Source organism: Marinobacter sp. MBR-105 (assembly GCF_053628895.1).
In genome coordinates, this window is record NZ_JBRJHG010000008.1 from 145516 (window position 1) to 166873 (window position 21358).

Sequence of the window (21358 nt, forward strand, 5' to 3'; positions counted from 1 at the left end):
CCCTGAAGACTCATACTAAAGGCGTACCCCATGCAGGGCGCCATGCCGTTTTCGGCAAGAGCAAGACTCTTATTTTCCGGTTCAGGCTTTCGTCTGGCCGGTTTCAAACGGGGCAGTGCGTGAAATCCTTTAAAGAAGGCTGTGCAGCCAACGACGAGTTCCAGACCGCGAACAGTGGTCTACAGAGCGGTGAGCTGGTGCGGGATCTTATGGAGCACCGGCTGCGGGTTCCCTCTGTACCAGGCGATACCCTGGCAAGGCCGGATCTGGATCGAATAATCTGCCAGGCCTTGCAGCCGGGGCGGTTGCTTCAGTTAGAAGCACCGGGAGGCTATGGTAAAACCCACGCACTGGTCAGTGCGCTTGCCAGTGAACCGGATGTGAATGTTCGCTGGATCGCCCTGAATGCCGGCGACAATGCCCCCTCCCGTTTTCTGTCAATACTTGCGATAGCGTTAGGGCTGGCAGAGGTGCTGCCGCCCAATGGCGGTACCTTTGAAGATCATTTGACCATGCTTCTGGTCAATCGAGGTCGGCAGGCCCGCGAGGCCAGAGAAGTGCTGGTTCTGGACAATGTCCATTATCTTACCAATCCGGCGGTCAGCGGCTTATTGCATCAGCTGGTCACCCATCTGCCGTCGGGTCTTTCCGTTGCCATGGCTTCTCGGCTTCCGGTGCCCTTTGAGAGCCACACACTGGAATTGAATGGCAACTACACCAGGCTGGGACCCGATATTCTGGAGTTTTCACGGTCTGAAACCTTTGAGTTTTTTGCGAAAGCGCGCTCCGACAGCCTGATTACCAGCGTCGCGATTGATCATTTATTCGGGCTGACTGAAGGTTGGCCAACGCCACTGGCACTGTATCGGCGGGAGCTGAAACAGGGCGGGGAGCGTCGGGCCCTGCACGAAACCCCTTCGGTAGAGCGTTTCCTGAAAGACTGTATTGCGGCCCAGCTGGGGTCCGCTCAGTTGAAATCACTGCGGGCGATTGCCGAGATGGACAGCTGTTCGGATGAGTTGTTTTTCGCTATCGAGCCTTCCGTGTCAGAGTCGGGGATGCCACCGTCTGAGGCTGCTGATCGTGGTCTGCCCTTGAAGCCGGTCCCTGGCCGGGGCCGGTGGTATCGCCTGAACCCATTGCTACAGGCCTGGCTGCAAACCCCGGTGATGGGGGGCTACATCACCCGAATGCTTATGGCCAGCCGATGGTTCGAGCAGCGCCAGCAATTCCCGGAAGCATTAAAGTATGCGGTCCTGGCCGGTGATAGCGATGAGGTCGTGCGCATTGCCTCCGAGAGTACCGAGGCGCTGTTACTGGGCCAGGATACTGCCTCTTTGTTGAGCTTGAGAAAAAACCTGCCTGCAGAATTGCTGGAGCGAAGCGCCCGGCTGCGTATTGTTTACGGCTGGGTACATGCCATTGGTGGTCAGTTCCAGCAGGCAAAGCAGCTTCTTGAAGGCTTCAATGACCGGGACCGGAACGAGCATGAGGGCCGCATCTACGCTTTGAAGGCGTTTATATTGCGCGGTGAGGGCTTTGTGCAGCCCGCGTTGGCCATGGCTGACAAGGCGCTGGCGATGGGTAGTATGTCGACCCAGGCGCAGTTGGTGACTCAAATTGTTCGTTCGAGCGCGCTTTGTGCGGCCGGGTCTTTTCAGGAGGCTCGGGATGCCAATCGCGTTGCTTCCAAGCTGGCCCGCGAAGCTGGCGATTCGGGGTCCGAGGCCCTGGCGGTATACGCCCATGCCCGCATTGAACTGGGCAAAGGGGCACTGCGCCACGCGGAGCAACTGTTGCGAACCGGGCTGGATACGGCCATGCAGGAGCTTAGCCGGCCGGCACGAATCGGGGAAACCCGCCTGCAGCTGAATCTGGTTCTGGTGCTCTGGCATCAGGGGCGTCTGACGGAAGCCGATCGACTATTGGTCAACTGTGCCCGTCATGCCGAACAGACCCGTGATCTCGGGTTGCTGCTCGCCATGGCGTTGAGGGTACTGATGTGTCGCGCCCAGGGCCGGATGGATGATGCCTTCGTCTGGGTGGGCCGGGCAGAGCGCACCATGCATACCTGGCAGGTGGATGAGAGCCTGTACGTACCGGTTCTGGAAGCGTTGAAGGCCAGCTGTTGGCTGGCTCAAGGCCAACACTACAGTGCGACGCAGGCGATCGCCAAACTGGAACCTTACCGTAAAGGTGGATGTGTTCCAGAGCTTTTCCCGATGATGCCAGGCCTGCTGGATTGCTTGCAGGTGCGGGCTGATATGGCCAATGGCGACCTGGTGAGAGCCCGGGAACATCTGGATGCTGTCTCAGAGAAATACGAGGGCGGCATGCCCTGGGGGCTGCAGCTGCATGCGGGTTTGCTGGATGCTGTTCTGCTGGAAGCCGAGAAAGGCCTTCCTGCCGCCCGGAAGAGGCTGGAGAGCGTCGTTGCCCAGGCGAGCCGGGAGCATTTTATAAGCCCCTTTGCAGAGCTTATGAAAGAGCTTGGCCCGTTGATGGACAAATGTTATCGCCATCTTGATAACGGGGACTTCACCGCAGCGCTTGGGCGGCTGTTTGGTTGTGAGCCCGTGGCACCGGCGGCAGACCCCCTGGCCGAGCCTATCAGTGATCGAGAGCAGGGCGTTCTGGAATTGATCGCCCAGGGGCTATCAAACCAGGAAATCGCCGACAAATTGCACATTTCGCTGCATACCGTGAAAACCCACGCCAGAAGGATAAACGCCAAGCTGGATGTTAAATCACGGACACAGGCAATTGTCCGGGCCCGGGAGCTGGGGCTGCTGTAATACCGCAGCCCCGCAGGGATTATTCGTTAGCTGTTTTCGGCCAACAGTGTTTCAATTCGCTGGTCTTTCTCCGCCCAGATCTCACTTACCCATCGCTGGAAGTCGACCCTGACCTCCCGGTTGTTTTCGTAATCCATTCCAAGAAAACGCTCCGGCACTTCGCGGGTGCGAATATCGATCACGATCTTGCGCACCCGTCCGCACAGGTAGTCCCAGATGCCGGGTCGACCACCGGGATACACGATAGTGACATCCAGCATGGTATGAATCATCTCGCCCATGGCGCCAAATACAAAGGCCGTGCCGCCCGCTCTGGGTTTCAGCAGATGCTTGTAAGGTGAGTTCTGGCGCTGGTGTTTTTCCGGGGTGAAACGGGTGCCTTCCATAAAATTGAAAATGGTCACTGGTGTGTACCGGAATTTTTCACAGGCGGCCTTTGTCGCTTCAATGTCCTTGCCTTTCAGTTCCGGGCGTTTGGCGATCTGTTCCTTGGTATGTCTGTGCATAAACGGGAAATCCAGAGCCCACCAGGCAACTCCTAACAAAGGCACCCAGATCAGCTGCTTTTTCAGGAAGAACTTCAGCAGTGGGATTTTGCTGTTCAGTACATATTGAAAAGCGGGAATGTCAGCCCAGCTCTGATGGTTGCAGGTGACAAAATACCAGTGCTCCTTGCTGAGTTTCTCTGTTCCACGAACATCCCACTCTACTCTGTGGAGCAGTTTAACCAACGTGTTGTTGAAGCCGATCCAGTACCAGGCAATGGTGTTCAGCGCGATGGTGCACGCTTTACGAAACGGCCGGACAGGAACAATCAGTTTGGCCAGCGCTACCAGCAGCAGTAGCGGAAGAAACACCAGGGTGTTGATCAGTATCAACAGGACTGCAAGAGCACCTTTTAGCGGTGCAGGCAAGAAATCAAGCATTGGAAAATCTCAGATTTGTCAGGTTCGGGAATCAGCCTTCGAATGGGGTCGCTTGGCCACCGGAACCACCGGGCAGGAGTGTTGTATCCGGGATAGCCGATGCCAGGCGCTCAAACTGAGCAGGGGTCCGGTCACCCAGCAAGGTTCTGAACTCCTTGTCGTAGAACTCCAGGTTGTTGTAACGGATCATGGCGCGAATCTCTTTTATGTACTCTTCACCGCGTTCGGAATAGCCCAGAAGGCCCTCTGCAAGCTCCCATCCAGACAGGGGTTTCCGGGCTTTGCGATCAGCGAGCCGAATATCCCGAACCGTTTGGTAGGTGGGATGACGGTTCAGGTTCTGAATGTAGGAGCGTACGGAGTAATAAGGTGACGGGAATTTTGCCACTTCGTGATTGGCACCCTCGATTCGACTCTGCGGAACCAGCCCGCAGCCCCGGGAGAAACACCATTGACCAAAGAGATTGTTACCTTCGGTCGCAAACCGGGAGGTCCCCCAGGCGGATTCATTCGCTGCCTGAGCCAGGATCAGTGAAGGGGGGATGACATCCAGGCGTTTCCGAAGCAAGGCAAACTGCTTGTCACTTCCAGGCTCAGCATCAATACGCAGCCGATCTCCCTGGTTCGTTAACCAGGCGAGTTCATCTTTGCTCAGTGTTGCCTTTTCCTCAAGTGATGCCAGATATTCACGTTCCAGCAGAATACGGGAATTGGCGAGAACAATTCTGGGGTAGAGGTAAGAGAAGAAGGCGACTTTCTTTTCAGTGGTGTCCTGATACCTGGAAAAGTCCGGGAGGCCCTCATTCGCCCATTTTGGAAGTGGAGGCAGGGAAGACAGGATAACCTCTCCTTCCCCTTCTCCCGGCAGGGTGTTCTGACTGGCGGTTGGCGTGTAGATGGCACCTGCAAAAGCAAACGCAAACAACGGTACGAACAGCATCAGCGCCCGGTTAACTGCAGTCATAAACCCCTCGTTACTATCGATATGGCTTGAATTATAACAGGTTATACGGGGCTGTCCGCGGTTCAGGTTTTAAGGCGCGGAGGATTCCTCAACAAGGGTTGCGAGCAATAGCCCGGTTTTCACTTCCAGCCCGGTACTGTCGCTGATCACCAAAAAGATCTGGTTGCCGGCCGTGGTATAGAAACCGTGCATCTCGTACTCTCCGGCGCCGGTAATCGAAATACCCCCTTCCGATGTTGTTGTGACGCTGCCATTAAACTGCATCGGTAGTTCTTCAGGGGCCTCCACATCGTTGTCTTCGATAAGGTGGTTCACCATCATGGTTGTGCCCTCGAAGCTGGCAGAATTATTCGCCAGGTTCAGCCGCGCGTTGTTCACGTGGTAGAGCCGGTTTTCCTCCTGGGTCACGCCAACTATGGCGCCCTGTAACCGATAGGTGCCTTCTGTCAGTGCGCCGTTTGTGAGTGTTTTTCCTGCCACTAGCAGGCCACTGCCCAACGTGCCATCGTTGAGATTGAAGGCCATCAGGTCCTGATTTGGAGTTGCCGCCCCCAGGCCCATGTCGGGGATGCCAAAGTTGGGGTCGTTGAAGTCGGTTCGTTCGTCGATCTCGTTGCGGAACAACCCCAGCCGCCCCATATAAATATCACCCGAGCTCAGGCGGGAACGTCGGTTAATCAGATTCCAGGTGTCGTTGCTGGTATCGGGTGTGGCTACGCCACCGGAGGCGTCGCGGGCCAGGGTGAACTGATCCACATTGGTGGTGCCGTTCAGGGTCTGATCGCTCGCTGAGCCGAATGTCCACTGACCGTGCCCGGTTTCGAATGTCGCAGGGGCTTCATCGGAAAAGCGGGTGGTGAGGTAGGTCACGTTATAGGCCTGTCCGGCCATATCGGAGATCTGGAATGCCTCCGCACGTTGAAGGTGTAGCTCGAATACGCTCAGGTAGTGGTTTTCGAGAATGTTCTGGCGTTTGAGCTTGGCGTTATCATCTTCCAGTGCGATCGCTTTGCCGCCGGTGAAATAGTTGGTCAGTACCCGGTCCGGCCCGCTCTGGTCATTCACCGGTTCGGAGGTGAAGGCATCCAGATAGTACGGGTTTCTGGTCCAGCCATTGATCAGGCTGCTGTTTCGTTTGGTGATGGTTTGGTACAAGGCTCTTCCTGCCAGCAAGCGAGCCGGTGTTTCGGTGGTCAGTGTGGCAGCGCCTGGGGCGCTGGAATGGCTGTTTCGTTCCCAGGTTTCGGTCCCGCGCTCGAAAAAGAGCTGCTCTGGAATGCCGGAATTATTCCGCTCGAAAAAACCGTGAATCTGCGTTTGGCGATCGTAAGGTATGTCCGTGGCCAGAGACGTGATGTTCAGGTTGAAGGCATCGAACGACGTGAGCGTCAGTGCGGGATACAAAAAGGCGCGGTTGTCCTCAGTCAGCTGTTCTTCCTGAGCCATACGAACGCCCCATTGGCCGGCCCCAGAGACATTGGATTCCCGGAATGTCTGGCCCAACTCCAGGCCGAAAAACACCGAGTTGTAATCGGCTGCACTGGCGGAAATGCGGTCTGACGATGCCTGGCCGAGTAACGCGTAGTCCGCCATATCTCCAACATAACTGGCAAAATCAGCCCGGGCTCCCAAGCTGGCCGTCGCCTGGCTGATGTTGGCGTTCTCCGGGATATCAATCTCGAAATCGTGTACCTGGTCGGCCAGGGTTCCCCATACATATTTATTAAGGCAGGACGCGTTATCCACGCAGGCCATGACTGTCTGAAAATCATTGGTGGAATACCGGTTCCAGAGAACCTCCGTAACCAGATAATGGGAGAAGGGGTTCACCTTCACATCCCGGTCGGCGTCTGCCGCCAGGGCTGTCATGGTGGCCGTGCCGTAACGTGCCTCAATGATCACATCCGGGCCAATCGGAACGCCATTATCAAAGGTCAGAATAAAATGGCCGTCGGTTCCCTTCTCGGTGGAATAGCGAACATCGTCAAATTTCTGCTCGCTGGTGTTGGTTCGGTACACCCGAACCTGGTCGGGAATCACAATGCGAAGATTTCGCCGGGTTTGCTCGCCTTCTGGCGCCAGATTGGCGGGTAGCTCCATGGTAACCCGTACCTGGTTTGGCTCCAGGCCCCGGGCGTTGCTGGAATCCCCGGTACTGCCGGAACTGAAATCGTCCAGCGCGTTTTGAGTGTTGCCGAACCGGTTGGGGATGTCTTTGGCGCCGTCAATCGCACTATCTCCGCCCCCACAGGCGGAAAGCAACAGGGAAGTAGCCAGTATGGAAGGGATTGTCAGTCTCATGAAAGCGCAGTCCGGTTTGCAAATGTCCGGACAGACTAGCAGTAATCAGGAGGGCAGGGCGTGAATGGCTGCACGAATCAGTCACCCGGCAGGGCGCCGGGTAACCGAGGCGAAGCGGTCAGAAGAAGATCTTGATACCGGCCAACACGCCCTCATCCAGATTCACATCGGGAGAACCGGCAAAATCCAGTTCTGTATTCAGGTAGCGGTATCCGGCAAACACTTCCGCATTCCGGATAACACGGTAGCTGCCCCGAAGTTCCACGCTGGTCATGTCGTCGGAATCTCCGAACGACAGAATGCTTGGAGCGTAGTGCAGGCTGCCGCCAAACGACAGACCGGGCACGGTCGGAATGTTAACCGTGGCGAAACCACCAAGGCCGATGGCACCGCCATCAACATCGTCGTCATCCCAGCCGACGCCACGCATGCCGATGCCGGCAGTCGTTGGCAGGTTACCGAGAGCGGTACGGCCCTGGGCATGGAAATCGGCGTTGATAATGTGGCGACTACCTTCATGGTAGGTGTATCCGGCACCCAGTTGCAGCTCGTCCTGGCTGCCGAAGAAGTTAACCTGACCCTTAACCGAATCGTTGGTGAGGCTCAGGTCCAGATCACTGGCCAGAGCCGGCGCAGCGGCAAGAGAAAATGCCAGTGCTGAGATGCGGGTAATCTTCATGTGTACACCTTTATTGCTGTCGTTATGAAAGCGTGGCCGGCGTAACTGCCGGTATAAACGATAGTTTCAACTTCGATGGATGTTAAACATCTGCCTGCGGGTTAACAACTTAAAAGCCCGTAAGTGGTTGGCAACCAAAACGTCAATGGCGGGTAACCTCGCCACCCTGATCGAGATCATCAGGAGAAGCATTTTCAGCGGGCACCCGATACTCCTCATTGGCCCAGGCGCCCAGATCGATTAACTTGCAGCGCTCAGAGCAGAAGGGGCGCCAGGGGTTGGTCTCACTCCACTCCACGGATTTCTTACAGGTGGGGCACTCTACATTCATAGCTTGATTCCGGGCAGGTGACTTGCGGCTCCATCAGGAGGTTGCTGAAGCCTGACAATATTGTTCCAGCACTGCCCGTAGCATTTCAAGGTTGACAGGTTTAGCCACAAAGGAATCCATGCCGGCCTGGCGGCAGCGTTCCTCATCTTCCTCCATGGCGCTGGCTGTCAGCGCGACAACCGGTACTCGTCTGCGACCATGGTTGGTTTCCCAGGCGCGGAGCTGGCGTGTCGCTTCGTAACCGTCCATCCGGGGCATAACGCAGTCCATGAAAACCACATCAAACTGGTGCCATTGCCAAAGAGAGGTGGCGGCCTGGCCATCGTTTGCCGTCAGTACTTCGCAACCCAGTTTCTCCAGCAACCGCCGGGTAAGGGTGCGGTTTACGGGATTGTCTTCCACCAGCAGTACCCGCATTCGGCCGCAAGGGATTTCTCGCTGGCGACTTCCGGCATCCGCCATGGTATTCAGAGAGAAGCGGGTAAGAAAACGGCGCTCTTGCTGGGTGTCGTGGGTAAAGAGCTGGTTCAGAATCGGGATAAGGTAGGATTCCCGGAGAGACTTGCTGAGGAACGCATCAGCACCCGCCTGGCGAAAATGCTCGGCATCCCCTCGCTGGGGGTTGGAGGACAGGATCAGAAGCCTCATTTCGGCCCATTGCGGGTTACTCCGTACCTGGCGGCATAGCAAATCCGCATCCATGTCGGGCACGAAGCCATCCAGAATCGTGGCGTCGTAGGGAATCCCTTCGTCAAAGGCTTGTCGCAAGGCGGTCAGCGCTTCTCCGGCTGAACGCACGGCATCAATATGAACGTCATAACGCGAAAGCATCTCCAGTGTAATCTTGCGCGACAGCTCGTAGGAATCGACCACCAGAACCCGTCGGCCCTGCACCTGCCTTGAATCCGGCCGCACCTTGGCGGAGCCGTCGGTTGCTTCCTGAAGTGACAGTTCCACCCAGAAGGTAGAGCCCTCGCCGGGCCGGCTCTCCAGATCCATCGAGCCGCCCATCAGATCGACCAGTTGACGGCAGATGGTGAGCCCGAGCCCCGCACCAGGTAACTGACGCTGGAAGCGTTGACCAAGTTGAACATAGGGCTCGTATACCAGAGGTATATCCTCCGGATTTATACCAACCCCGGTGTCCTCAACCGCCAACCGTAGGCGCACTTTGCCTTCTTTTCTGCCAAGAACCTCAATGCTGATAAGCACATGGCCGGAATCCGTGAATTTGATGGCATTGGATAACAGGTTCAGCAACACCTGTCGAATGCGTACAGGGTCGCCCGTCAGCGCCCAGGGCAGGTTTTCATCCACCCGTACTTCCAGGGCCAGACCTTTTTCCCGGGCCCTGGAGCCAAGCATATGAATCAGGTCGTTCAGGGTTTCGCGCAGGTCAAAAGGAATAGCCTCAAGCTCCAGCTTGCCGGCTTCCATGCTGGAGATATCCAGCAGGTCATTGATGATGGAAGACAGGCTTTCCGAGGCATTGAGCAGGGTATTCACATACTCCCGTTGCTCCTGGTCCAGAGGCGTGTCGGTCAGCAAATTGGCGTAACCGAGGACAGACTGAAGCGGAATACGCAGCTCGTGGCTGACATTGGCCAGAAACTGATTCTTGGCGTGATTGGCCCGGATGGCTTCGTCCCGTTCGCCCTGAGTCTGGATGGTGGTCTGCCTTAAGGAACGGGTGTCCTCAAGAATCTGCAAGCGCATTTTGTTTAATGCATGTTCCAGTTCTGAAAGCTCGTCCGGCCGGGAAGGGCTGCGCCGGCGCAGTTTGAGAGGCTCAACAAGTGCATCCAGATTCAGCTTGGCCGCATAGTCCGCCATGGTCTCCAGGTGGCGGGACAGTGCTACCCGTACAATCAACAGCAATCCCAATGTGCCCAGCATCACCACAATGGACTGGAACAGGAGATTCAGCAGGGCGCGATCGAGGATATCCTGGTATACCTGTTCAATAGACGAAACAATGGTCAGTTCCCCCACTCGTTGCGGACGGTCAAAACTGGAACGGTTGAATTCGAGGGGGAATGTCTGGGTAATTACCCGGCCTTCAGGGTAGGAGCCGGTACTGAATTCTTCGCCGGTGGTTGTGATCACCCGTGCATAGCCAATAAAAGGCATGGAACGCATGTCGTCCAGGCTATTGGCTACTTCGCTGAAATTCATCACCCACAGGTTGGTGCTCATGCCGCCGGCGATAAGGTCAGCGGCGCGCTCCTGACTGCTCTGCAATTCCGATTTCTGGCGTTCGAATTCGCCAATCATCTGGACGCCCGTCGCCACCAGTGACAATATCAGGCTGTACAGCAGCACCCACCCCAGCAACCGCAGTGCCAGTGGGCGCAGACCCAAACGCTTGAAGAACTGGTTTGAAGGCAAGGCACAAGTTCCCTGTGTCGACTACAAAATCACCAAATTGCCATCTTAACAGACGGATATCACTTCCACACGCTTGATTGAATCTTCGTTCACAAATCGGAACCGAACATTCTTGTCGAACAGGTTGGCTCCGTAGATTCGTTCTTCATCCCGTCCACGGCGGAATGACGGGCGCGGGTCGTAACTGACGACATCCTCAATCAGGGCGCGGAAATCCGGATAGTCGGCCTCCGGAAGCTGGCTTAGCTGGTCAGAGGCATCTGGTGCGAAGGTCACCTCCAATCTGTCGGTCGGCGCACTGTCTGCCCAGCCCAGTGATGCCTCCGGGACGGAGTCCGAAAACGGCAGGTAGGGCTTGATGTCGAGAATTGGTGTGCCCTCAATAAGATCATGATTACTGATCTTCAGGACCAGTTCGCCATTCTTGCGAGCGAGGCCTTCGTTCCTGACGACTGACAGGCCAAGACTGTTCGGGCGAAAAGGCGAACGGCTGGCAAACACACCGATTTTCTTGTTACCCCCAAGCCTCGGGGGCCGAACCACCGGGCGCCATTCGGCGCGAACGGCTTCATGAAACTGGAAGGTAAGCCAGATATGGCTCGCTGACTCAAGGCCCCGGAAAGCGTCTTCACGATCAAAGGGACTTTGTATAACCAGTTCCGCGTGGGCATGGCGGGTAAGGCCGGGTTGCCGGGGAACGCCGAACTTGTCCTGAAAGCAGGAACGAGTGATGGCAATCGGTGTGAGCGTCAGAGCTTCCTCGGCGGGCCGGCTTTTATGCTGTGGTCTGCTCATTTCTGATGTCATTCCCGGTCAATGGTGCCTGCAAAGTACATTTCGATTCGGAATACGATAGAGGCCTGATCGTCAAACCCCTCATCCCGCTGATACTCCAGAGCTGGTATCAACTCGGCAAAAAGCCAGTTGCTGTACATCCGGTAGCGCCAGGTTACGTCTGCGAAATAGCTTGTGGTTCGCCAGGTTGGCTGGCTTTCGCCAAGAATGCCAACTCGAGGGGTAATTACCGAACGAGTGTTCAGTCGTTTCTGCACGCTATGAACGTGGGCCGCTACAAACTTGCGGTCACTATGAACCCATTCCAGTTCGGACGAGTTGTAGTAGTGCCAGCCTTTCCCCAATGAGCGATCAAGGCCAATCCAGCTGCGCGTCCCCCAGCCTTCTGTGTGATAGTAGTACAGGCGCTGCTGAGTATTCAGTGACCAGTCCCTGTCAATCTTCCAGCCCTTTCTAGCTTTCATACGCCAGAACAGTTCGGGTGGTAGTCGCAGCCGGCCACCAATGTCGGTGGAGAGATTGATGGAGTCTCCAACATCCGTCAGAAACCTCAGGGCGCCGGTTGTCTCTGTGTCGGTTCGCTCCGGTTCCGTCAGTTGCCTGTCCCGCTCACGTTCCGCCAGCGGGATCAGTTCTTCGCTTTCACTTTCCACCACCAGCCTCAGCTTCTCCTCAGCGGTGGGAACATCGAGACGAAAGCGAAGCTCCGGCTCAAACTGGGCCGGATCGCTGTATTCGGATTCTGCTGCAAACCCCAGTCTCAGGTAGCTTTCGTTATTTGGCAGCGCCTGGGAAGAGCCGGACAGTGTTCGATCCGCCCATGCACCCAACGACTGCACGGTTGGGCCGTGCTGACGTTCCTGCCGAATAACCCAGTCGCTGACTCCCAGCCACCAGGAATCCCTGGGCTCTGCCCAGAACTCATCGGGTTTGAAGGTATAGAACGAAATCGGCAGGCGCTCCGGCGCCAGAAGGGCGGGCACCGAGATATCACGCATGGTGATAACCGGTTCTGCCGCTTTCGTGAAGGAACAAGCGAGGAGGCCGGTGGCAAGTGCAGTACGAATAAGTGCGGCGCGGATCAGACTATGCTCCTTGGCTGAAATCCGCCAGAAAACGTTGGTGCAGAGCGTGTACTGAAGCTTCCACACGCTCCAGCGGCTGCGCATTGTTGATAATCGCATCGGCTTTTTCGCGGCGGGCGACTCTGGGCATTTGGGCGGCGAGTATCCGCTCCACCTGTTCGCGGCTATTCCCGTCTCTCGCCATGGTGCGGTTAATCTGAGTTTCTTCCGGTACATCCACCACAACAATCCGCTCCACCAGTTCGTGCTGGTTGGTCTCCAGAAGCAGGGGAGATACCAGCATCACATAGGGCAGATTGTAATCCTCGGGTGATAACTGGCGGATCAGTTCCTGGCGGATAATGGGATGCAACAGGCCTTCCAGCCAGCGTCGTTGTTCCGGATCCTCAAATACTTTCTGGCGCAGGGCAGCACGGTCCAGTTCGCCGTTACCCTGAAGAATGCTTTCGCCGAAGTGATCAGCGATGGCTCTGAGGGCTTGTGTGCCTGGTTCTACGACCTGTCGGGCGACATCGTCAGCGTCCACCCAATGCACGCCAAGAGCGCCAAACATGCGGGCAACGGTGGATTTTCCAGAGCCAATACCTCCGGTGAGGCCGATAACCGAATAGCGGGACATTCAGACTCCTAGGTACCCGAACCACAAGGCCTGGATTTCAGCGCCGAACCACAACGAGAGTAAGCCTGCAGCGGCCAGGTAGGGGCCGAAAGGAATCGGCACTTCACGCCCGTGTTTGCGGAATACCATCAGACTGATGCCCACTATCGCGCCCACCAGAGATGAGAGCAGAATCACCGCAGGCAGCAGTTGCCAGCCCAGCCAGGCCCCCAGCGCCGCTAACAGCTTGAAGTCCCCGTGCCCCATGCCTTCCTTGCCGGTGGCCAGCTTGAACAACCAGTACACGCTCCAGAGCGAGAGGTAACCTGCCACAGCGCCCCAGAAAGCGCTGCCAAAATCCGTCAGCACACCAAAGTAGTTAAGCACCAGGCCAAGCCACATCAGGGGCAGGGTGATGCCGTCTGGCAGGAGCTGGGTGTCGAAATCGATCATGGTCAGGGCTACCAGCGCCCAGACCATCAGCAGTGCCCAGAGCGCGGTCTCAGATGGCCCCAGCAGATAAACCGTTACGACGGAAAAAACCGCAGTCAGTGCTTCAATGATGGGGTAACGCGGCGAAATACGTGTTTTGCACGAAGAGCATTTGCCACCAAGCATTAGCCAGCTGATGACCGGAATGTTTTCCCAGGCGCGAATTTTGTGGCCGCAGGACGGGCAGGTGGAGGCCGGCTTTGAAAGAGTTATCCGCTCATCTGACTTGCGGTCGTCCTCCGGCACTTCCAGAAACTCCTCGCACTGGCAGCGCCATTCCTGCTTCATCATTTTGGGCAGGCGAAGGATGACAACGTTCAGAAAACTACCGACGCAGAGAGAGACGAAAATGACGACCAGATAGAGAAGCCAGGGAGTGGACAGGATGGTTTCTAGGGGGAGCATTCAGAGACTCGATTAAATCTTTGTTTTGACCCCTCTCCTTGGAGGAGAGGGGGCAGATGAAAAAGCGTGGTGAGTTATCCGTTAAACAACCTGGCCCATCTGGAAGATTGGCAGGTACATGCCGATAATCAGCCCGCCAACCAGAACGCCGAGTACGGCCATAATCATGGGCTCCATCAGGGCTGTAAGGTTGTCAACCATGTCGTCGACAACCCCTTCGTAATGCTCGGCCACTTTGGACAGCATATCGTCCAGATTGCCCGACTCTTCGCCGATGGCGGTCAATTGAACTGCCATCACAGGGAAGACGCCCTGTTGCCGCATAGAGGCTTGCAGTTGGGTACCGCTTGAGACATCGTTCTTGATGTTCATCACAGCGTCCCGATACACGGCGTTGCCGGTTGCGCCAGCAACCGAATCGAGTGCGTCAACAAGCGGAACGCCCGCCGCGAACGTGGTAGAGAGTACACGGCCGAATTTAGCGACAGCAGATTTGTCCAGGATTTCTCCGACAATCGGCAACTTCAATACATATTTATCGACGAAATCCGAGAATTTCTGGGATCTTCGCTTCGATTCTTTGAAAAGAAAAATCGTACCGACGATTCCAAGCAAAACAATAAACCACCAGGACTGAAGCCATTCGGATATTCGAATAATGAACTGTGTGAATACAGGTAGATCCGCCCCAAAGCCCTGGAACAAGCTCTCAAACTGAGGAACGACTTTTATCAAGAGAATAGCCGTAACGACAATTGCGACAACGATAACCGCAATTGGGTAAGTCATGGCCTTTTTGACTTTTTTCTTCAGGATCTCCGTTTTCTCAAGGTAAGTCGCGATACGATCCAGCATTTGTTCCAACGCACCGGCTTTTTCACCTGAGTCCACCAGGTTGCAATAAAGATCATCAAAATATTTAGGATGCTTGCGCAGAGAAGATGCGAAACCGGTACCGGAGGAAATATCGTTCCGGATAGTCATCACCAGTTCCTGTAAGCCTTTATTTTCGAGGCCATCGGCAACGATATCGAAACTCTGAACCAGAGGGACACCGGCTTTCATCATGGTTGCTAGCTGACGGGTGAGCATTGCGATGTCGAAAGGCGTGATCTTCTTGCTGCCGCCAAACAGTGGCTTTGGCTTTTTCTTAACCTTATCCGGAATAATGCCCTGTTTGCGCAACTGGGCTTTTACCAAGGCGATATTGGAGCCCGCAAGCTCCCCTTTGGCTTTATTACCTTTGCGGTCTTTGCCTTCCCAAACGTATGCTTCGAGCTTCTGCGCTTTTTCTGCCATGCTTAATCCTTCGTCACACGGTTGGCTTCTTCAAGACTGGTCACTCCCTCAATAACCTTGAGAAGTGCCGATTGCCTGAGGTTTCGGAAGCCTTCCGCCTGAGCCTGCTTTGCAATTTTGATGGAGCTGGCCTCTTCCATAATCATGCTTGCCAGCTCGTCGGTAATCTTGACCACCTCGTAAATACCAACGCGGCCTTTATATCCACCATTGCATTTATCACAGCCCTTGGGGCGGTACAACGTGAAGCCTGTATCAATTTGTTCTTGTGTGAACCCTTCCTTCAAAAGCACGTCTTTAGGCACATCGGCGGGTTGCTTGCAGCTATTGCAGAGTCGTCGACCCAGCCGTTGGGCAATAATCAAACTGACCGATGTGGCTATGTTAAACGCGGGCACGCCCATGTTCATCATACGGGTGAGAGTCTCAGCTGCGCTGTTCGTGTGAAGGGTAGAAAGAACCAGGTGGCCGGTCTGCGCGGCTTTGATGGCTATGTTGGCAGTTTCCAGATCCCGGATCTCACCCACCATGATCACGTCCGGATCTTGCCGGAGGAAGGCGCGCAGTGCCTCGGCAAATCCTAGCCCTACACGGTTGTTAACGTTTACCTGATTAATGCCTTCCAGGTTGATCTCTGCCGGGTCTTCAGCTGTGGATATGTTGATACCCGGCGTGTTCAGAATGTTCAAGCCGGTGTAAAGCGAAACGGTCTTACCGGAGCCTGTCGGACCTGTGACCAAGATCATGCCCTGGGGCTGGGCCAAGGCGTCCATATATAGCTTCTTCTGATCCTCTTCGTAGCCCAGCACATCAATACCGAGCTTTGCCTGGCTTGGATCCAGAATCCGCAGAACGATCTTCTCACCCCAAAGGGTGGGCAGTGTGTTTACCCGGAAGTCGATGGCCTTGGTTTTGGACAGTTTCATCTTTATGCGGCCATCCTGAGGCACCCTGCGCTCGGAGATATCCAGCTGCGCCATAATCTTTACACGGGCCGAAATCTTGGGCGCCAGCTTGATGGACGGCCGCGAAACCTCCTTCAAAATGCCATCGGTGCGGTAACGCACCCTGTAGATTTTTTCGTAAGGCTCAAAGTGAATATCTGAAGCCCCGCCCCGAATGGCGTCCAGCAGCATCTTGTTCACATATTTAACAATGGGTGCATCATCAACATCTGTGGCGGATACGGCACCGTCGTCGTCCTCGCCTTCACCACTTTCCGTTTCAACGCCTTCCAAATCGGCATCGTCCAGGTCGCCCATTGTCGTGTCCTGGGACTCCAGATATTTATCAATAGCAGCGCGGAGCTTGGAGTCATCTACAAGAATTGCGTCGGTACTCAGGCCAGTATTGAACTTGATCTCATCCAAAGCCTGAATATTCGTCGGGTCTGAAACTGCTATAAAAAGTCTGTTGCCCCTTTTATAGAGCGGGAGAGCGTTATGTTTGCGAACCAGTTTTTCGTCGACCACTTTCTCCGGCATCATTTCGGGAAGAAAGGAATCCAGATCCAGCACCGAAACACCAAATTCCATGGCTGCGGAGAAGGCGAGCTTCGAGCTGTCGGCAAGTTGATTCTGGGTCAGATAGGTAATCAGCGGAATCCGGTTTTGAGACGCCTTTATGAAAGCATCTTTCGCGGTTTCCTCGTCCAGAAGACCGTCATCTACAAATCGACGGGCCAGGCCCGTCAACGTCACGTTTCGGTTGCTGCTCACCATAAATGCTCTGAGAAAAATCGTCTAAGTGGCTGAATCGCGTGTTTATGCTCAGAGAGTTTAGATGTGTACTTACCTTTTGGAAAGCGGAGCTCGCCTCAAACTTGACCAATCTCATAGACGTGTCGCCTCTGTCGACTCGTCGAAAAGGGCCGTACTCAGGTGACCAAATTTGTCACTCTGAGACTCAAAGCGACCGAAAATCAGCAGAAAACCGATGTGTGACCAGCTTCACAAAAGCTCGCAAGTTATTGCTGCTTGCCGGTTTTTAACAATATCTTGCAATTGGCATGGCTGGTGCTTAGTTTATCTCAAGCTCAATGCGGTGAAGGGGCAAAGCTCCACCGCCCCGGAGCTGGTTGAAACCGAAGATGACAACTCCAGAGGTTGATATTATGCAAAAGATTCAAATGAATAAGGGTCAGCAGGGTTTTACTCTGATCGAACTGATGATCGTTGTTGCGATTATTGGTATTTTGGCGGCTGTGGCGATTCCTCAGTATCAAAATTATACGGCAAGAACGCAGGTAACTACCGGTTTAGCAGAAATTGCTGGTGCAAAGACAGCGTATGAGAGTGCGGTAAACGAAGGTCGAGACGCAGCTTATTACACGCTTGCAAATATGGGGCTAGCCGATACAAACCGTTGCGCCATGGCGGTAAACGCCCCAGACGCAACTGGTGCTCAGGTTGCTGCCTTGCAGTGCACATTGGATAATGCCGCTCCTGATGTGGACGGCGAGATTGTTAGGCTGGCTCGTGATGCAAATGGCGTATGGCAGTGTCAAGTAGCTGCCGCGATTCCTGAAAACCTTCGTCCGTCTGGATGTGTTGCCATTCCGTAAGATGTGATCATGGATAGGCTCTTGCCTTTCCAAATCTCCAAAGGCCCGGCGGTTTCGACCCCGGGCCTTTGTCGTTTCTGGTTTTCGGTTTGCTGCGTCTATTTCGGCGTTATGGCAAAACAGCGGCGGCATTCCACCGTGAATGCTGGAAATCCGCCAATTTCAGGCGAGCGACGTTCTCGGCTGGCATGCCGATATAGGTATTTCAACAGGAAAGGGTGGGGACGTTAGGCTGCTCGACGCCGCCGTTCAGGATTCCGATAATCCTGATAACTGTCCTCGAACGCGGTCGCCCGGTGGCACCACCGTTCCGGCTCCAGGTTCAGCCGTTCCAGAATCGGGAGCGCCTTCTCATCAATTGCACCCCGTTTGTCACTCCGGCTGATTCTTCCTGTGCAATCCACGAGTGCCAGATAATCTTCAAAGCTGAACAGTAGGCCTCGTTGAAAGCCGTTCCGAATCACGCCTTCAAATCCCAGGAGCGGTTTCAGTGGCACCGAAAAGTCATTCAACGCCTGCTGCTCTGTTTGCCTTGCTATTGCTTCCGCCAGATCAAAGGTAGGATGAAGGCGTTCTTTAATGCTGGTGTGTTCGGAGGTTTCTGGCGTCTCTGCTATGGAGGCCCGGATGGGGTTCAGGTCGACGTAGGCCATGCAGGAGAGAAGGACCTCTTCGGTGTCCAGGGCCTGGGATTTGAACCTGCTCTCCCAGAAGTGGCCGGTGCACTCATCCTCCTTATTGGCTTGCCTCGCTATTGGCTCATTTAAGCATTTCATAAACCAGCTCAAATCCGTCAACCGCTGCCGGAAGGTTTCTGCGTACTCCTGCACTCGTCGCAGCTCTGCTGCACACAACTCATCACCCCGATGATATCGCTGCACCAGTGGTGGCCCTTTATACAGGCTGCACCAGCGCGCCAGCACTTCATCTATGCTCCACGGTTCCACGTCATCGGGGCTTAGCTTCACGACCAGGTGGTAATGGTTCGACATCACCGCATAAGAGGCCACATCCACCGCAAACACCGAGGCCAGAAGCCGGATTCGCTCCTCAATCCAGCCGCGCCGGTGCTCATAACAGCGCCCGGTGGCGCGATCTTGCCCGCACAGGAAGGTGCGGCGCACGCAGCGTGAGATCACGTGGTAGAAGGGGGTATCTGAAACGCTGACGAGTTTTGCTCTGGCTTTGGGCATAGTGAGGTCCTTGTCTTCCGTGACTGTTGACATGCTCTTATCATGAATTAATCATTCGAAACTGTATATATATACAAGCTGGTCATGATTGTGGGTGTTTGTTTTCTCTTCGAATATGCCATGCAGTGTAGTAATCGAATGGGATTGGTGCTTGGCTATGGGGGGTAACAGCTAAAAATTAACAGAGGTTTGACGTTTAACGGTAAGCGTTATAGGGTTCAAGGATGATTAAGAGCTTCCGATGCAAAGACACTCAAACGCTGTTTGAAACGGGAAAAACCAAACGGTTTTCGGTGATAAAGGCTGTAGCGGAGCGTAAGTTGATATTGCTGCAAGCGGCTGCAGAACTGGATGATCTTAGATCTCCGCCTGGTAACCGGCTTGAAGCCTTGAATGGTGATCGTGAAGGCCAGTACAGCATTCGTATTAACAGGCAGTGGCGGGTGTGCTTTCGGTGGACGGATGACGGCCCAGAAGATGTTGAAATTGTTGATTATCACTGAGGAGGCTGCGCGATGATTCGAAATGGTATGCGCCCTATTCACCCCGGAGAGATATTAAGGGAAGAGTATCTGGAGCCGCTGGAAATGAGTGTGAATGCGCTGGCTAACGCATTGCACGTTCCGGCAACCCGAATGAATGAGATTGTTCGAGGGAACCGAGGTGTTTCTGCAGATACGGCTTTGCGATTAGCTCGTTACTTTGGCACCAGTGCGCGGTTTTGGCTCAACCTGCAAACTGAGTTTGAGCTGCGTCAAGCCGAGGTTGAAAAAGCTGCAAAGATTGCCAAGGAGATCAAGCCGCGGGCGGCCTAGCTGATGCGCTACATAATGATTGATCAAGGATCAGGGGGGGCTGATTATGGACAGGCACAACCGCTGCCCGCTCCTCAATCCATCCTCGCCAGTGCTCAGAACAGCGCCCGCTATGGTAAATTGGCAGTCTTGAAAACAACTGAAAGTTGCACCGCCAACCGGAGCCGAAATGCCCACCGCCACAGACAAGCACTGGTCAATGCCACCCAACCCCGAAAAAGCACTTATGCTTGCACAACGTGCGGTAGCGGTATTTGTTTACGATGCAGTGCGCCTGGAGGGCATCAACTTCACGTTGCCGGAGGTGCAAACCCTGCTGCAGGGTGTCACAGTGGGAGGGCATCGGCTGAGCGATCAGCAAATCGCCGTTAATCAGGGCGAGGCCTGGAAGCTGCTCTTTCAGATGATCCGGGAAGGGAGCTTCAGTTTATCGGCCGATTGCGCTATGGCTCTGCATGCGGTTGCTGCAAGGGAAGAAGCGTTGGAGTGGGGCTGCTTTCGCAGTGGCTCCGTACTCATTGCCGGCACTGATTACGAGCCACCGGCGGCTAGTGAGTTACCGGAACGTTTTGACCGCATGATCGATGAACTACAACGCATGGATGATGTTTACGATCAGGCTGTCCACCTGTTCCTGACCATGGCCCGTTGCCAGTTTTTCTACGATGTAAACAAGCGCATGGGGCGTTTTATGATGAACGGCCACCTGCTGAGCAACGGCTATCCGGCCATCAATATCCCGGCTTCAAGCCAACTCAAATTCAATGAACTTATGCTCCGCTTCTACGAGTCCGGCGACCAGCGTGAAATGAATGCATTCGTGCGTAGCTGCATGGACGAACGGGTCGTTCGTATTATGAAAGAAGAGTAAACGGGTTAGGCCAGCAGTACATTTCGGCGGTGACCATGGACAGGCACAAGCCTGCACAACCATGGACAGGCACAAGCCTGCAAGCCTGTGGTGGGCATCAGCCTGGTGGCAGCGGGGCTCAGGCCTTATTATTCATTCTGTATGAATTTGTGGTCGAAGCATGCATGGATTCACCGCCCAGCCAAATACCCCGCCAAAGCCTCAATCTCCCCCTCCGACAAAATCCCAGCCACCCCAATCATAGGCGTACTGTGCTTGGTGGGGTCCATCTCCTTAAACCGCCTCAACGCAATCCCAAGATATTCCGCCGGTTGCCCGGCCAGGCGGGGCATATCCCTGAAACCTTGTGCCTTGTCACCGTGGCAACCGGCACAGCGCACAGCAAACAGCTTCTCGCCAGCGTCAGCCTTGGTGGGGTCGCCGCCAGTGCGGGGCTTGGCTGTCTGCTGGCTGTAATAAACCGCAATATCAATCCGCTCTTCCAATGACAGTGTTTTCGCCAGCTTGGACATCACATAGTCCTCGCGCGTACCGTCACGGAATTTCTCGAACTGGTTGAACAGGTAAAGAGGATGCTGGGCGGCCAGATTGGGAATGTAGTCGCGTTTGCTGTTGCCGTCCTCGCCGTGGCAATAGCCACAGAAGCGGATGCGTTCGTGGCCGGCCTCGTAGCTGGCCTGGAGTTTGGTATCATCGGCCATAATGGCGTTTAGCTGTGTCATGGCTTCGCCTGCAGAGCTTGCGGCAACCATGGGAGAGGCAGTCAGGCACGCGACGATCAACAGTTTCCTCAAGTGTGAACTACCAAACATAAGCCACCTACTTCTTCGGAAAGGCCGAAGAATAGTCGGGTGCTTG

Annotated in this window: 19 protein-coding genes; 5 read left to right on the forward strand and 14 right to left on the reverse strand. The window is 54.9% G+C overall.

The features are described from left to right. Positions 1-119: 119 nt before the first annotated feature. Positions 120-2795, forward strand: coding sequence for a LuxR C-terminal-related transcriptional regulator (locus ACSSVV_RS11295; RefSeq protein ID WP_454106249.1), 2676 nt, complete (start codon positions 120-122; stop codon positions 2793-2795). Positions 2796-2821: 26 nt separating this feature from the next. On the opposite strand, the gene ACSSVV_RS11300 is transcribed toward ACSSVV_RS11295, so the two are convergent. From ACSSVV_RS11300 to pilB, 12 genes are all read right to left on the reverse strand, one after another. Next, on the reverse strand, positions 2822-3721 hold the full coding sequence (locus ACSSVV_RS11300; RefSeq protein WP_454106250.1) for an acyltransferase: 900 nt from the start codon (positions 3719-3721) through the stop codon (positions 2822-2824). A 31-nt stretch (positions 3722-3752) separates the two neighbouring features. Beyond that, a complete protein-coding gene (locus ACSSVV_RS11305; RefSeq protein WP_031211385.1) occupies positions 3753-4685 on the reverse strand; it encodes a glucosaminidase domain-containing protein in 933 nt (310 codons plus the stop codon). A 69-nt stretch (positions 4686-4754) separates the two neighbouring features. Then, complete coding sequence (locus ACSSVV_RS11310) at positions 4755-6986, reverse strand: hypothetical protein (protein WP_454106251.1); 2232 nt, start codon at positions 6984-6986, stop codon at positions 4755-4757. Positions 6987-7104: 118 nt separating this feature from the next. Continuing rightward, on the reverse strand, positions 7105-7665 hold the full coding sequence (locus ACSSVV_RS11315) for a YfaZ family outer membrane protein (protein WP_023011314.1): 561 nt from the start codon (positions 7663-7665) through the stop codon (positions 7105-7107). Positions 7666-7807: 142 nt separating this feature from the next. Next, on the reverse strand, positions 7808-7996 hold the full coding sequence (yacG, locus tag ACSSVV_RS11320; protein ID WP_011786133.1) for a DNA gyrase inhibitor YacG: 189 nt from the start codon (positions 7994-7996) through the stop codon (positions 7808-7810). 33 nt (positions 7997-8029) lie between these two features. Then, entirely contained in the window at positions 8030-10384 is a 2355-nt protein-coding gene (locus tag ACSSVV_RS11325; RefSeq protein ID WP_454106252.1) for a response regulator, read from the reverse strand. Between the two features lie 45 nt (positions 10385-10429). Next, complete coding sequence (gene tsaA, locus ACSSVV_RS11330; protein ID WP_454106253.1) at positions 10430-11179, reverse strand: tRNA (N6-threonylcarbamoyladenosine(37)-N6)-methyltransferase TrmO; 750 nt, start codon at positions 11177-11179, stop codon at positions 10430-10432. Positions 11180-11187: 8 nt separating this feature from the next. Then, positions 11188-12177, reverse strand: coding sequence for a hypothetical protein (locus ACSSVV_RS11335; protein WP_181861263.1), 990 nt, complete (start codon positions 12175-12177; stop codon positions 11188-11190). Between the two features lie 88 nt (positions 12178-12265). Continuing rightward, on the reverse strand, positions 12266-12883 hold the full coding sequence (gene coaE, locus ACSSVV_RS11340; RefSeq protein ID WP_114434212.1) for a dephospho-CoA kinase: 618 nt from the start codon (positions 12881-12883) through the stop codon (positions 12266-12268). After that, a complete protein-coding gene (locus ACSSVV_RS11345) occupies positions 12884-13759 on the reverse strand; it encodes a prepilin peptidase (protein ID WP_454106254.1) in 876 nt (291 codons plus the stop codon). A gap of 81 nt (positions 13760-13840) precedes the next feature. After that, positions 13841-15058, reverse strand: coding sequence for a type II secretion system F family protein (locus ACSSVV_RS11350; protein ID WP_454106255.1), 1218 nt, complete (start codon positions 15056-15058; stop codon positions 13841-13843). Positions 15059-15060: 2 nt separating this feature from the next. After that, positions 15061-16779 carry a type IV-A pilus assembly ATPase PilB gene (gene pilB / locus ACSSVV_RS11355; protein ID WP_454106256.1) on the reverse strand — a complete coding sequence of 573 codons (1719 nt, stop codon included), beginning with the start codon at positions 16777-16779 and terminating at the stop codon, positions 15061-15063. A 356-nt stretch (positions 16780-17135) separates the two neighbouring features. Between pilB and ACSSVV_RS11360 the strand changes: the two genes are divergently transcribed. Continuing rightward, positions 17136-17621 (forward strand): pilin, encoded by a 486-nt coding sequence (locus ACSSVV_RS11360; RefSeq protein WP_454106257.1) that lies wholly within the window; start codon positions 17136-17138, stop codon positions 17619-17621. Between the two features lie 227 nt (positions 17622-17848). Here the strand turns inward: ACSSVV_RS11360 and ACSSVV_RS11365 are convergent, their stop codons facing one another. Continuing rightward, positions 17849-18847, reverse strand: coding sequence for a transposase (locus ACSSVV_RS11365; protein ID WP_454106258.1), 999 nt, complete (start codon positions 18845-18847; stop codon positions 17849-17851). Positions 18848-19038: 191 nt separating this feature from the next. Between ACSSVV_RS11365 and ACSSVV_RS11370 the strand changes: the two genes are divergently transcribed. The 3 genes from ACSSVV_RS11370 to ACSSVV_RS11380 all read left to right on the forward strand — a co-directional run bounded on the left by ACSSVV_RS11370 (position 19039) and on the right by ACSSVV_RS11380 (position 20500). After that, positions 19039-19317: a type II toxin-antitoxin system RelE/ParE family toxin gene (locus ACSSVV_RS11370; protein ID WP_022992841.1), complete on the forward strand. Its 279-nt coding sequence runs from the start codon at positions 19039-19041 to the stop codon at positions 19315-19317. Between the two features lie 12 nt (positions 19318-19329). Next, complete coding sequence (locus ACSSVV_RS11375; RefSeq protein WP_454106259.1) at positions 19330-19629, forward strand: HigA family addiction module antitoxin; 300 nt, start codon at positions 19330-19332, stop codon at positions 19627-19629. Positions 19630-19798: 169 nt separating this feature from the next. Next, positions 19799-20500, forward strand: a complete 702-nt coding sequence (locus tag ACSSVV_RS11380) for a Fic family protein (protein WP_454106260.1) — start codon at positions 19799-19801, stop codon at positions 20498-20500. 170 nt (positions 20501-20670) lie between these two features. Here ACSSVV_RS11380 and ACSSVV_RS11385 read toward each other — a convergent pair whose 3' ends face one another. After that, positions 20671-21222 (reverse strand): c-type cytochrome, encoded by a 552-nt coding sequence (locus tag ACSSVV_RS11385; RefSeq protein WP_454106261.1) that lies wholly within the window; start codon positions 21220-21222, stop codon positions 20671-20673. Positions 21223-21358 lie beyond the last annotated feature (136 nt).

Excerpts from the sequence above, each read along its gene's own strand:
- ACSSVV_RS11345 (WP_454106254.1), bottom strand. The coding sequence starts at position 13,759 with ATGCTCCCCCTAGAAACCATCCTGTCCACTCCCTGGCTTCTCTATCTG.
- ACSSVV_RS11370 (WP_022992841.1), top strand. The coding sequence starts at position 19,039 with ATGATTAAGAGCTTCCGATGCAAAGACACTCAAACGCTGTTTGAAACG.
- ACSSVV_RS11335 (WP_181861263.1), bottom strand. The coding sequence starts at position 12,177 with ATGCGTGATATCTCGGTGCCCGCCCTTCTGGCGCCGGAGCGCCTGCCG.
- ACSSVV_RS11385 (WP_454106261.1), bottom strand. The coding sequence starts at position 21,222 with ATGACACAGCTAAACGCCATTATGGCCGATGATACCAAACTCCAGGCC.
- tsaA (WP_454106253.1), bottom strand. The coding sequence starts at position 11,179 with ATGAGCAGACCACAGCATAAAAGCCGGCCCGCCGAGGAAGCTCTGACG.
- ACSSVV_RS11380 (WP_454106260.1), top strand. The coding sequence starts at position 19,799 with ATGCCCACCGCCACAGACAAGCACTGGTCAATGCCACCCAACCCCGAA.
- ACSSVV_RS11365 (WP_454106258.1), bottom strand. The coding sequence starts at position 18,847 with ATGTCAACAGTCACGGAAGACAAGGACCTCACTATGCCCAAAGCCAGA.
- ACSSVV_RS11305 (WP_031211385.1), bottom strand. The coding sequence starts at position 4,685 with ATGACTGCAGTTAACCGGGCGCTGATGCTGTTCGTACCGTTGTTTGCG.
- ACSSVV_RS11300 (WP_454106250.1), bottom strand. The coding sequence starts at position 3,721 with ATGCTTGATTTCTTGCCTGCACCGCTAAAAGGTGCTCTTGCAGTCCTG.
- coaE (WP_114434212.1), bottom strand. The coding sequence starts at position 12,883 with ATGTCCCGCTATTCGGTTATCGGCCTCACCGGAGGTATTGGCTCTGGA.
- ACSSVV_RS11310 (WP_454106251.1), bottom strand. The coding sequence starts at position 6,986 with ATGAGACTGACAATCCCTTCCATACTGGCTACTTCCCTGTTGCTTTCC.
- ACSSVV_RS11315 (WP_023011314.1), bottom strand. The coding sequence starts at position 7,665 with ATGAAGATTACCCGCATCTCAGCACTGGCATTTTCTCTTGCCGCTGCG.
- pilB (WP_454106256.1), bottom strand. The coding sequence starts at position 16,779 with ATGGTGAGCAGCAACCGAAACGTGACGTTGACGGGCCTGGCCCGTCGA.
- ACSSVV_RS11350 (WP_454106255.1), bottom strand. The coding sequence starts at position 15,058 with ATGGCAGAAAAAGCGCAGAAGCTCGAAGCATACGTTTGGGAAGGCAAA.
- ACSSVV_RS11375 (WP_454106259.1), top strand. The coding sequence starts at position 19,330 with ATGATTCGAAATGGTATGCGCCCTATTCACCCCGGAGAGATATTAAGG.
- yacG (WP_011786133.1), bottom strand. The coding sequence starts at position 7,996 with ATGAATGTAGAGTGCCCCACCTGTAAGAAATCCGTGGAGTGGAGTGAG.